At 68.4% G+C, this 11,620-nt stretch carries 13 protein-coding genes; 5 read left to right on the plus strand and 8 right to left on the minus strand.

Features of this window, described 5'->3' with window-relative positions; genetic code table 11:
- Positions 1 to 319: 319 nt before the first annotated feature.
- The 4 genes from groES to D7D52_RS25780 all read left to right on the plus strand — a co-directional run bounded on the left by groES (position 320) and on the right by D7D52_RS25780 (position 3,856).
- Positions 320 to 622, plus strand: a complete 303-nt coding sequence (gene groES / locus D7D52_RS25765; RefSeq protein WP_120740374.1) for a co-chaperone GroES — start codon at positions 320 to 322, stop codon at positions 620 to 622.
- Positions 623 to 899: 277 nt separating this feature from the next.
- On the plus strand, positions 900 to 2,513 hold the full coding sequence (groL, locus tag D7D52_RS25770) for a chaperonin GroEL (protein WP_120740376.1): 1,614 nt from the start codon (positions 900 to 902) through the stop codon (positions 2,511 to 2,513).
- A gap of 336 nt (positions 2,514 to 2,849) precedes the next feature.
- Entirely contained in the window at positions 2,850 to 3,203 is a 354-nt protein-coding gene (locus D7D52_RS38765; protein ID WP_246024062.1) for a transposase family protein, read from the plus strand.
- Between the two features lie 137 nt (positions 3,204 to 3,340).
- Positions 3,341 to 3,856, plus strand: coding sequence for an NADP-dependent oxidoreductase (locus D7D52_RS25780; RefSeq protein WP_246023294.1), 516 nt, complete (start codon positions 3,341 to 3,343; stop codon positions 3,854 to 3,856).
- Positions 3,857 to 3,881: 25 nt separating this feature from the next.
- On the opposite strand, the gene ruvB is transcribed toward D7D52_RS25780, so the two are convergent.
- The 7 genes from ruvB to pdxT all read right to left on the minus strand — a co-directional run bounded on the left by ruvB (position 3,882) and on the right by pdxT (position 8,823).
- Positions 3,882 to 4,970: a Holliday junction branch migration DNA helicase RuvB gene (gene ruvB, locus D7D52_RS25785; protein ID WP_120740380.1), complete on the minus strand. Its 1,089-nt coding sequence runs from the start codon at positions 4,968 to 4,970 to the stop codon at positions 3,882 to 3,884.
- A gap of 6 nt (positions 4,971 to 4,976) precedes the next feature.
- Complete coding sequence (ruvA, locus tag D7D52_RS25790) at positions 4,977 to 5,582, minus strand: Holliday junction branch migration protein RuvA (RefSeq protein ID WP_120740382.1); 606 nt, start codon at positions 5,580 to 5,582, stop codon at positions 4,977 to 4,979.
- On the minus strand, positions 5,579 to 6,166 hold the full coding sequence (gene ruvC / locus D7D52_RS25795) for a crossover junction endodeoxyribonuclease RuvC (RefSeq protein WP_120740383.1): 588 nt from the start codon (positions 6,164 to 6,166) through the stop codon (positions 5,579 to 5,581). The genes ruvA and ruvC overlap by 4 nt, the downstream gene beginning before the upstream one ends.
- 95 nt (positions 6,167 to 6,261) lie before the next feature.
- Positions 6,262 to 6,702 (minus strand): hypothetical protein, encoded by a 441-nt coding sequence (locus tag D7D52_RS25800; RefSeq protein ID WP_120740385.1) that lies wholly within the window; start codon positions 6,700 to 6,702, stop codon positions 6,262 to 6,264.
- 97 nt (positions 6,703 to 6,799) lie between these two features.
- A complete protein-coding gene (locus tag D7D52_RS25805; RefSeq protein ID WP_120740387.1) occupies positions 6,800 to 7,324 on the minus strand; it encodes an O-acetyl-ADP-ribose deacetylase in 525 nt (174 codons plus the stop codon).
- A gap of 69 nt (positions 7,325 to 7,393) precedes the next feature.
- Entirely contained in the window at positions 7,394 to 8,146 is a 753-nt protein-coding gene (locus tag D7D52_RS25810) for a YebC/PmpR family DNA-binding transcriptional regulator (RefSeq protein ID WP_120740389.1), read from the minus strand.
- A gap of 53 nt (positions 8,147 to 8,199) precedes the next feature.
- The gene (gene pdxT, locus D7D52_RS25815; protein ID WP_120740391.1) at positions 8,200 to 8,823 is read right to left on the minus strand and encodes a pyridoxal 5'-phosphate synthase glutaminase subunit PdxT; all 624 of its coding nucleotides are present in this window, start codon (positions 8,821 to 8,823) and stop codon (positions 8,200 to 8,202) included.
- Positions 8,824 to 9,031: 208 nt separating this feature from the next.
- On the opposite strand from pdxT, the gene D7D52_RS25820 reads away from it, so the two are divergent.
- On the plus strand, positions 9,032 to 10,723 hold the full coding sequence (locus D7D52_RS25820) for an APC family permease (protein WP_120744466.1): 1,692 nt from the start codon (positions 9,032 to 9,034) through the stop codon (positions 10,721 to 10,723).
- A gap of 13 nt (positions 10,724 to 10,736) precedes the next feature.
- On the opposite strand, the gene D7D52_RS25825 is transcribed toward D7D52_RS25820, so the two are convergent.
- Positions 10,737 to 11,588 carry an acyl-CoA thioesterase gene (locus D7D52_RS25825; RefSeq protein ID WP_120740393.1) on the minus strand — a complete coding sequence of 284 codons (852 nt, stop codon included), beginning with the start codon at positions 11,586 to 11,588 and terminating at the stop codon, positions 10,737 to 10,739.
- Positions 11,589 to 11,620: the final 32 nt, after the last annotated feature.

Here is an 11,620-nt window from a genome sequence, read left to right on the forward strand (position 1 = left end):
ATTTCTTTGGAAGCCCTCAGATTCCCTGGGCGGTCGTGTCGGCGAGTCGTGTTGTCCAGCGGAGTTACCCACGTGTCCAGCACCGTTACAGGTAACAGAGAGTTGCGGGTAGCAGTGCCCGCCCTTGAGCGCTGGCACTCCCATGTATAGAGTGCTAGGTGGCACCGTGTAGCGCTGAGGTGCCAGCTTATGACCACTACGCAGGGGTCCCGGCACCCGCGACGACGGGGCTGATTGCGCAGGGTCGCACATGACCGAAACCGTGAGCCCGGGGAACAGCCCCGGGCGCGAAGAATCCCCTGAAAGTGGAGGGCTCAACGTGGCGAGCGTGAACATCAAGCCGCTCGAGGACAAGATCCTCGTCCAGGCCAACGAGGCCGAAACCACCACCGCCTCCGGCCTGGTCATCCCCGACACGGCGAAGGAGAAGCCCCAGGAGGGCACCGTCATCGCCGTGGGCCCGGGCCGGATTGCCGAGGACGGCGTGACCCGCATCGCGCTGGACGTCAACGAGGGCGACGTCGTCATCTACAGCAAGTACGGCGGCACCGAGGTCAAGTACAACGGCCAGGAGTACCTGATCCTGTCGGCCCGCGACCTGCTGGCTGTCGTCACCAAGTAAGGGACGCACCAACTCTCGGGACTCTCAGGGGGCTTCGCCCCCCGAACCCCCGATTGCGGAGACGTCGGGAGCCTGGCCCCCGAACCCCCAACAGCGGGGTGAGGGCTAGCCCCCGAGCCCCGGTACAGGGATGCGGGCTTGACCCCGGACCCCGGATTTCCGCCCCGAGTCGCGGCTGGCCTTACAGCACCGGCCCGGGGCGGAGTGCGTTCCCCCCAACTCACTTCGGGGGTTCGGGGAGAAACCCCCGACCTTCCGGACTCACAGGAGTAGGTAAATGCCAAAGCAGATCGAGTTCGACGAGAAGGCGCGCCGGGCCATGGAGCGCGGCGTCGACAAGCTCGCCGACGCCGTCAAGGTCACCCTCGGCCCGCGCGGCCGGCATGTGGTGCTGGCCAAGGCTTTCGGCGGCCCGACCGTCACCAACGACGGTGTCACCATCGCCCGTGACATCGACCTCGAGGACCCCTTCGAGAACCTGGGCGCACAGCTCGTGAAGAGCGTCGCCACCAAGACCAACGATGTCGCCGGCGACGGCACCACCACCGCCACCGTGCTGGCGCAGGCGCTCATCAAGGGCGGCCTGAAGAACATCGCCGCGGGCGCCAACCCGATGACCCTGGGCAAGGGCATGAGCAAGGCCGCCGACGCGGTCGCCGCCGCCCTGCACGCCGCCGCCACGCCGGTCAACGGCGAGAAGGCCATCGCGCAGGTCGCCACCGTGTCCTCGCGCGACGAGGAGATCGGCGCGCTGGTCGCCGAGGCGCTGACCAAGGTCGGCAAGGACGGCGTCGTCACCATCGAGGAGTCCTCGGGTCTGCAGACCGAGGTCGTCATCACCGAGGGCGTGCAGTTCGACAAGGGCTACCTGTCGCCGTACTTCGTCACCGATGCCGAGACCATGCAGGCGGTCCTGGAGGACGCCTGGGTGCTGCTCAACCGCGAGAAGATCTCCTCGCTGCCGGATCTGCTGCCGGTGCTGGAGAAGATCGCCGAGTCCGGCAAGCCGGTCCTGATCATCGCCGAGGACGTCGACGGCGAGGCGCTGTCCACCCTGGTGGTCAACGCGATTCGCAAGACCCTCAAGGTCGTCGCGGTGAAGGCCCCGTTCTTCGGTGACCGCCGCAAGGCGTTCCTGGACGATCTGGGCATCGTCACCGGCGCCACCGTGGTCAACCCGGACCTGGGCATCAACCTGCGCGAGGCGGGCCTCGAGGTGCTGGGCAAGGCCCGTCGCGTCGTGGTCGGCAAGGACGAGACCACCATCGTCGAGGGCGCCGGCGCGCAGGCCGACATCGACGCGCGAGTCGCCCAGCTGCGCAAGGAGATCGAGCACACCGACTCCGACTGGGATCGCGAGAAGCTGGAAGAGCGGCTGGCCAAGCTGGCCGGCGGCGTCGCCGTCATCAAGGTCGGCGCGGCCACCGAGACCGAGCTCAAGGAGCGCAAGTACCGCGTCGAGGACGCCGTCTCCTCCGCCAAGGCGGCGGTCGCCGAGGGCATCGTCCCCGGCGGCGGCACCGCGCTGGTGCAGGCCGCGGCGACCCTGAACGCCCTGCGCGACAGCCTGTCCGGCGACGAGGCGGTCGGCGTCGACGTGGTGCGGCAGGCGCTGCTGTCGCCGCTGTTCTGGATCGCGAGCAACGCCGGTGTCGACGGCGCGGTCGTGGTCTCCAAGGTGACCGAGGGCAAGGACGGCTTCAACGCCGCCACCCTCACCTACGGCGATCTGGTCGCCGAGGGCGTCATCGACCCGGTCAAGGTGACTCGCTCGGCCGTCGAGAACGCCACCTCGGTGGCGCGCATGGTGCTCACCACCGAGTCCGCCATTGTCGAGCGTGTAAGCCAGGACGAAGAGGCTAACGGCCACGGTCACGGCCACTCGCACTGACGCCGTAGTGCAACGCGGGAACCCTCTGGTCGCATGATCAGGGGGTTCTCTGCGTCTACGGGTGAAGGCTACGAAACCCCTAAACCCGTACATGGCCAGGGAGCCGCTATACGTGCCGATCATGGAGACCGGGGAGAGGGTTATCCCCCTGGGCTCTCTCCCTTACCTCGCCAGCTGGACTGACAGGGCTCAGTACTGTCGAGCATGGCGGCAGTGACTGCCACTCACACACGGGAGGGGAACAGCGTGACCGTATGGCGTGACATCAGCGGACGGGACCTGAAGGTCGGCGATCCGGTAACCCTGGTCGGGAGGATCGCCAACCAAGCGGGCGGGATGCAGTCTCACGGCACGAGGCCAGTTCACCGGTGCGCTGGTTGCGGCGGACCACCAGCCAGCGCTGCCCGGGAGCAGCTTTGTCGTTCTCGGCGCCGATCTGGATCCAGGCCCAGTCGTAGACGCGGGGACCTTTGGGTCAAACAGCCCAGCGACGGCCGCGACCTCGATATCGACACCCGCACCCGGAACGCTCTGCTACGCGGGCTGCGCTGCCTGGCCGAACGCGGCTTCGCCCTGCTCACCGGACGCTGGCGCGCCCTGCGCCACTTCACCACCAGCCCCGAGAAAATCGGCGACATCGTCAAAGCCGCACTCGTCCTCACCCATTTCGAACACGGCCGACACCAATGAAAGTCGCTGAGATCACCTCACTACATACCTATTTCATCGAACTCGTTGTGCGGAATGTGCGGCGGTAGGCGAGGGGGGAGATTCCTATTGCCTCGTGTAGGTGTTGGCGGAGGGAAGCGCTGGTCGACACCGCGAATGTGCAAGCGGGGCAGCGGGTGCTGATTCACGCGGCTGCCGGCGGCGTCGGGCATTTCGCCGTGCAGATCGCCAAGGCGCGGGGCGCGTACGTGATCGGCAGCGCCAGTGCCGCCAACCACGATTTCCTGCGCGGCATCGGAGTGGACGAGGTACTGGATTACCGCACTACGGATTTCACCGAGACCGTGCACGACGTCGACATGGTGCTCGATCCGATCGACGCCGCACACGGATTGCGGTCATTGCGCACCTTGCGGCCGGGTGGGGTCTTGGTCTCCATTCGCGCACTCGGTACGGAGGTGCTGAAGGCGGAGGCCGAGAAGCTCGGTGTTCGGGCCAAGGTGCTGCTCGTGGAAGCCGATCACACCGGCATGGACGCACTGCGCGAACTCGCGGAATCCGGTGCGTTGCGGCCGACGATCGCGGGAAGTTTCCCGCTCGCCGATGCCGCCAAGGCGCATGCCCTGGGCGACACCGGACGGACGGTCGGCAAGCCCGTGCTCACGGTCGACTGACCGCGCTCCCCCGCGACCCAGCGCATCAGGATTCGAACAGGTCCATTTGGGGCTCGTGCCGCCGAACCTCGATCGAACCGAACACGAGGTCCGGCGGCGGGACCAGTCCCAGATGCTCCCAGGCGGCGGCCGTGGCCACACGGCCGCGCGGCGTGCGCGCCACCAATCCCGCACGGACCAGGAAGGGTTCGCAGACTTCCTCGACGGTCGCGGCTTCCTCGCCCACCGCGACGGCGAGGGTCGACACGCCCACCGGGCCGCCGTTGAAGCTGCGGATCAGGGCGCTGAGCACCGCGCGGTCGAGGCGATCCAGGCCCAGGGCGTCCACGTCGTAGACCGCCAGTGCGGCAGCGGCGATCGCCGGGGTGACCAGGCCGTCGGCCTTGACCTCGGCGTAGTCGCGGACGCGGCGCAGCAGGCGGTTGGCGATGCGCGGCGTGCCTCGGGAGCGGCCGGCGATTTCGGCGGCGGCGTCGGATTCCAAACGGACGCCCAGGATTCGGGCCGAGCGCTCGAGGATCAGCTGCAGTTCGTCGGGCTCGTAGAAGTCCATATGGCCGGTGAAGCCGAAGCGGTCACGCAGCGGGCCGGTCAGGGCGCCGGATCGGGTTGTCGCGCCTACCAGTGTGAATGGGGCGATATCGAGTGGAATCGAGGTGGCGCCGGGGCCTTTGCCGACGACCACGTCGACGCGGAAGTCCTCCATCGCCAGATAGAGCATTTCCTCGGCGGGGCGGGCCATGCGGTGGATCTCGTCGATGAACAACACGTCGCCCTCGACGAGATTGCTCAGCATGGCGGCCAGATCGCCCGCGCGTTCCAGGGCGGGACCGGAGGTCAGCCGCAGGGCGGTGCCCAGCTCACCGGCGATGATCATGGCCATGCTCGTCTTGCCCAGACCCGGTGGGCCCGAGAGCAATACGTGATCGGGGGTGCCGCCGCGCTGTTTCGCGCCGCGCAACACCAGGGCCAGCTGTTCGCGCACGCGGGGCTGGCCGATGAAGTCGTCGAGCGACTTCGGGCGCAGGCTGGCCTCGACCTCACCGTCCGACTGCAGATAGCTTGCGGTGACGGCGGATTCGGGCTCGTCGAAGTCGTCGAAATCGTCGGTCATGGCGGCCTATCGATTCTTGCCGAGCAGGCCCAGGGCGGTGCGCAGCGCCTGCGAGGTGCCCAGCGCCGGATCGTCGGCGAGCACGGCGTCGACCGCGCCCTCGGCCTGGCGGGCGGGGAAGCCGAGGCCTATGAGGGCGTCGACGACCTGTTCGCGCACCGGGGTGGCGGCCGGGGCGGGACCGGATCCGGGCGGACCGGACTGCACGGGAACGAGATTCACCTTGTCCCGCAACTCGACCACCATGCGTTCGGCGCCGCGCTTGCCGACGCCGGGAACGCGGGTCAGGGCGGCGACGTTCGATTCGGCCAGCGCCTTGCGCAGGGCCTCCGGCTCGAGGACGGCCAGGACCGCCATGGCCAGCTTCGGGCCGACGCCGGATACGGTCTGCAGCAGGCTGAACAGTTCCTTGGCCTCGGTGTCGGCGAAACCGAACAGGGTCATGGAGTCCTCGCGCACGATCATCGTCGTGTAGAGGCGGGCGTCCTCGCCGCGGGTCAGGCCGGCCAGCGTGGCGGGAGTGGCGTTGAGCCGGTAGCCGACTCCGGCGGCCTCGATGACCACATGGTCGAGTCCGATCTCGAGTACCTCGCCGCGTACCGACGCGATCACCGGGTTACCGCCTTCCGTGCTGGTTGAGTAGCGCGTTGCTGGGCAAGTCGTGCTTCGTACATGCGCCGCTGCCGTTCCGCCATCGCCTCCGCCTTCGCCATGCGTTCGATCATCGGCGCGCGCCAGCAATGGCAGATGGCCAGGGCCAGCGCGTCGGCGGCGTCGGCGGGTTTGGGCGCGACGGTCAGCCCGAGGATACGGGTCACCATCGCGGTCACTTGCGCCTTGTCCGCCGAACCGTTGCCGGTGACAGCCGCTTTCACCTGAGAGGGGGTGTGGAAGTGGACGGGGATCTCCCGCCGGGCCGCGGCCAGCGCGATGACGCCGCCCGCCTGCGCGGTGGCCATGGCGGTGCGCACATTGTGCTGGGAGAAGACGCGTTCGATGGCGACGACCTCGGGCCGATGGGTGTCCATCCACGCCTCGGCCGCGTCCGAGACGAGCAGAAGTCGTTGCGCCAGCTCCATTTCCGGCGGAGTGCGCACCACATCGACCTGGATCATCGCCACCTGGCGGCCCATGCTGCCCTCGACCACGCTGATCCCGCACCGGGTGAGCCCGGGGTCGACGCCCATCACCCGCACCGAAACCCCTCTCACCGTGAACGAACAACTGTTCGAGAGTCTAACGGACCCTCGCGGACACATTGTTCATCGACACGGGCGGGACCGATGCGGAATCAGGAACCGCTACCGCTGGGCGTGGGCGCCGGCGGGTTGTTGTCCACTGCGGCGCTGAGGTATTCGATGCCGGTCACGAAGCCCGGCTTGAATTCGTCGGGGCCGTTCTTCACCGAGGGCGCGCTCCAGGTGCCGTCGGGTTCCATCTTGGGGGGATCCACCTGCATCGGCCCCTGCTCCCAGTGGCCGGGGCAGTTGGCCGGTACCTGTTTGGTCGAGTGGGCCGCGACCCAGACCGACGAGTCGTAGCCGTCGATGAGCCGCTGGCAGGACACCCGGATCCGCACGCGGTAGGCGTCGTCGTTGTCGTTGCGGCAGCTGCTGCCGCTGCAGGACACCCCGGCGGGGAGGTCCTGGGCGAATGCCGCCGGGGCCAGCGCACCCGTGCCCGCGGTGAGCAGCGCGGCCGCGCCCAGCCCGATCAGCAATCGATGTGCCATGCGTGAATCAACTCCTGGCTAGTTCCGATCCCGACCCGGGATACAGCTTGGCGCACAAGAGGACTCGTGGATATCGGGGTAATTCCTTATTTTCCGGTCAGGCACCCTGATTCGCGGCCAGGGCAGCGGCGAAGATCGCCAGGGCATCGTCGGAGAACAGGACGAAGCGGACCTGGTCCACCGCGGTGTCGGCGGCGCGCACCGTCTCGACGGCGATGCGGGCGCCGTCGTCGAGGGGCCAGCCGTAGACGCCGGTGGAGATGGCGGGGAAAGCCACGGATTTCGCGCCGAGTTCGTCGGCTACGCGCAGGGATTCGCGATAGCAGGAGGCCAGCAGTTCGGATTTGTCGGTGCCGGCCGACCAGACGGGACCGACCGTGTGAATCACCCAGCGGGCGGGCAGGTTTCCGGCGGTGGTGGCGACGGCCTGGCCGGTGGGCAGGCCGCGGCCGTAGTGCGAGGCGCGCAGGGCGCGGCAGGCGGCGAGGATGTCGGGGCCGCCGCGGCGGTGGATGGCGCCGTCCACTCCCCCGCCGCCCAGCAGGGAGGAATTGGCGGCGTTGACGATGGCGTCCACATGCTGTTCGGTGATATCGCCTCTTACCGCGCGCAATTCGGGCATGAGGCGAGCCTACGACGCGGGCCGCCTCCCGGTCATCGGGAAGCGGCCCGCGTCGAGGCTGTGCGCCGGTTACGCGTCGAGTTCGGCGAGCACCTCGTCGCTGACGTCGAGGTTGGTGTAGACGTTCTGCACGTCGTCGCTGTCCTCGAGGGCGTCCACGAGTTTGAACACCTTGCGGGCCAGGTCGGCGTCGGCGGACACGGTCATCGACGGCTGGAAGCCCGATTCGGCCGAGTTGTAGTCGAGGCCGGCCTGCTGCACCGCGGTGCGGACCGCGATCATGTCGCTGGGGTCGGAGATGATCTCCCACTCGTCGCCCAGGTCGTTGACCTCTTCGGCGCCGGCGTCGAGCACGACCATCAGGATGTCGTCCTCGGACTGGCCGGCCTTGTCCAGGGTCACGATGCCCTTGCGGGAGAACAGGTATGACACCGAACCGACGTCGGCCATATTGCCGCCGTTGCGGGTGACCGCCAGGCGCACCTCGCCGGCCGCGCGATTGCGGTTGTCGGTGAGGCATTCGATCAGCAGGGCGACGCCACTGGGGCCGTAGCCCTCGTACATGATGGTCTGCCAGTCGGCGCCGCCGGCCTCCTCACCGCCGCCGCGCTTGCGCGCGCGCTCGATGTTGTCGTTGGGCACCGACGACTTCTTCGCCTTCTGAATGGCGTCGTACAGAGTCGGGTTGCCGTCCGGGTCACTACCACCGGTGCGGGCCGCCACCTCGATGTTCTTGATCAACTTGGCGAAGAGCTTGCCACGCTTCGCGTCGATCCCGGCCTTCTTGTGCTTGGTGGTGGCCCATTTGGAGTGGCCGCTCATTCCCTACTTCCTCGTTTCAGGGGGCTGAATCGTGTCCGACATTCGAGAGTACGTCAGACGCCCGCGCGCGGACGCACCGCGGTGTCGACGAACAGCTTGTGCACGCGCAGATCACCGGTCACCTCCGGATGGAACGAGGTGGCGATGACATCGCCCTGGCGAACGGCCACGATGCGGCCCGCGGCCGGGCCGGACGGGACGGTCGCGAGCACCTCGACACCCTCGCCCGCCCGCTCGACCCAGGGGGCGCGGATGAAGACGGCCCGGACCGCGCCGTCGGTGATGCCGTGGAAGTCCACGTCGGTTTCGAAGGAGTCGACCTGCCGTCCGAAAGCATTGCGGCGCACCGTCATGTCGATGCCGTGCAGCGGTTTCATATCCGGCCGGGTGTCGAGGACCTCGCCGGCCAGCAGGATCATGCCCGCGCAGGAACCGTAGGCGGGCAGGCCGTCGCCCAACCGCTGCCGCAGCGGTTCGAGGAGTTCGAAGACCTCCAGCAGTTTGCTGATCGTGGTGGATTCGCCGCCCGGGATCACCAGACCGTCGACGGCCGCCAGCTCCGATTCCCGGCGCACGGGTACCGCGTTCGCTCCACAAGCCTCGAGTGCGTGGACATGTTCCCGCACGTCGCCCTGCAACGCCAGCACACCAATCGTCGGTTTCACGCCGTCGAGCATACGGTTGCCGGCCGTTGTGGCCCTGCTCACCCGGGGTGTCAGGGTTCCGTTAGGACCGGTGTCCAGATCGTCTTTCCGGTGAACACTGCCGCATGTGACTGATGTGCTACCGCAAACCTCGCCCGGGCCGCGTGGTGGTGTCGACGCACCGCCGCCCCGGCACGGGCTGACCGTATCGACCGGTTTGGCCGGGCTGTCGCTGGATGCCATGGCCTCGGTCGCCTACGGTCCCGAGGCGATCGTGCTGGTGCTGGCCGCGGCCGGCGCGGCCGGCCTGGGATTCACGCTGCCGGTGACCCTGGCGATCGTGCTCCTGCTGGCCGTGCTGATCGCCTCCTATCGGCAGGTCATCGCGGCCTTCCCCAATGGCGGCGGGGCGTACGCGGTAGCCAAGGAGCGGCTCGGGCATCGCACCAGCCTGGTGGCGGCGGCCTCGCTGATCGTGGATTACGTGCTCAATGTGGCGGTGTCCATCGCGGCGGGGGTGGCGGCGTTGACGTCGGCGTTCCCGGGGCTGTTCGGGTGCACGGTGTGGATCTGCCTGGCCGTGCTGGCCGGGATCACGGTGCTGAATCTGTACGGCATTCGCGAGAGCGCCCGGGCCTTCATGGCGCCGACCGTGGTGTTCGTCCTCGGCATCTGCGCGGTGATCGTCGCCGGCCTGTTGCGGTCCGAACCGGCCACCGTCGCCACCGGGGCGGTCGTCTCCGAGAACGCCCGCACCATCGGAATCCTGTTGCTGCTCAAGGCTTTCTCCAGCGGATGCGCGGCCTTGACCGGGGTCGAGGCGATCGCCAACGCGGTGCCCAGCTTCGCGGCGCCGAAGGTCAAGCGGGCGCAGCGGGCCGAGGTGGCGCTCGGGGTGCTGCTGGGCATCATGCTGATCGGACTGGCCACGCTCATCGAGAAGTTCTCGATTCGCCCGCTGGACGGCACCACCGTGCTCTCGCAGCTCACCGAGGCCGCCCTCGGGCACGGAATCGGTTACTACATCGTGCAATTCGCGACCGTCATCCTGCTGGCGCTGGCCGCCAACACCTCCTACGGCGGCCTGCCCACGCTGACGAAGATCCTCGCCGACGACAACTGCCTGCCGCATCGCTTCGCGGTGACCTCGCCGCGGCAGGTGTACCGGTTCGGCGTGCTGGCCCTGGGCATCTCGGCGGCGGTGCTGCTGGTCGCCTCCGAGGGCAATATGAACGCGCTCGTCCCGCTGTTCGCCATCGGGGTGTTCGTCGGGTTCACCATCGCCCAGGTCGGCATGGTGCGGCATTGGCTGGCCACCCGAATTCCGGGCTGGCGCTGGCGGATCGGGCTCAACGGGTTCGGCGCGCTGCTGACCTTCGTGGCGCTGGTGGTCACGACGTCGATGAAGTTCACCGAGGGCGCGTGGCTGATCGTGCTGGTGCTGCCGCTGCTGGTGGTGGGCATGGAGCGGGTGCGCCGGACCTACGGCCGCATCGACGGCTGCCGCGGCGTGGGCTGCGTGCCCGCCGAGCCGCGCGCCACCGAAACCGCCATCGTGGTACCGGTTTCGGAGGTGTCCGAGCTGAGCAGGGAGGCGCTGTCGGCGGCCATGTCGCTGGGCCGCGACGTGACCGCGCTGCACGTGTGCCTGCCGGGCGAGAACATCACCGTGTTCACCAAGGAGTGGGAGGCCTGGCATCCGGATGTGCGGCTGCTGCTGCTCGAGGACGGGGACTCGACCGTCGGCGGACCGGTGGCGCGGTACGTCCGGGACAATTTCGCCGGACGCCGCAAGGTCGTGGTGATCGCCGAGGTCGAGCCGCCCGCGGGATGGAATCACGTGCTGCCCAGCCACCGCAGCGACGAACTGGAACGGGAGCTGCGGAAGATGAACGACACCGTGGTATGCCACCTGCGGGTGCAGACGGCATGAAAGGCGTTGGCGCTCAGGCGGTTCCGGGCGGATAGGAGGCGGCCGCCGGATCGCGGAAGGTGCGGATCAGGCCCTCCTGCATGACCACGGCGACCAACTCCCCCGCCTGATTCCAGATGCGCCCGCCGGTCAGCGCCCGGCCCGCGCCCGCGCTGGGCGACTGCTGGTCGTAGAGCAGCCAGTCGTCGGCGCGGAACGGGCGCAGGAACCACATGGCGTGATCGAGCGAGGCGTTCTGGGTGGGCTCGTCGGGGTGGATGACCTTCGAGGAGCCCAGCAGCGTCATATCGCTCATGTAGGCGAGCGTGCAGACGTGGAACAGCGGATCGTCGGGCAGCGGATGCCGGTAGCGGAACCACACCTGCTGCTGGGCGATGGTGCCCTCGCGGCGATCCACCTCCTCCTGCGGGATGGTGCGAATGTCCCAGTGCTCCCATTCGCGCATGGCCCACAACCGTTCCGGGCTCATGGACTCCTTGGCGTCCGGCAGCTCCAGCGGCGGCGGCACCCGCGGCATCACATCCTGATGCACCGGCCCCTCGTCGCCGACGTGGAACGACGCCGACATGGTGAAGATGGCCTCGCCGTTCTGCACCCCGGTCACCCGGCGCGTGCAGAACGAGCGGCCGTCGCGGATCCGGTCCACCAGATACACCGTCGGCTGTTCCGGGTGTCCCGGCCGCAGGAAATACCCGTGCAGCGAATGCACCTGATAGTGCGGGTCCACCGTGCGCACAGCCGCCACCAGCGCCTGCCCGGCCACCTGCCCGCCGAACGTGCGCGGCAACTGCGTCTTGGTGGACGCGCCCCGGAAGATGTCACGCTCGAGCTGCTCGATCTCGAGCGCCTCTTCGATCGTCGCCATGCACCCGTCCCTTCGAGTTGGTCGCGCTCAGG

Source organism: Nocardia yunnanensis (assembly GCF_003626895.1).
Taxonomy (GTDB): domain Bacteria; phylum Actinomycetota; class Actinomycetes; order Mycobacteriales; family Mycobacteriaceae; genus Nocardia; species Nocardia yunnanensis.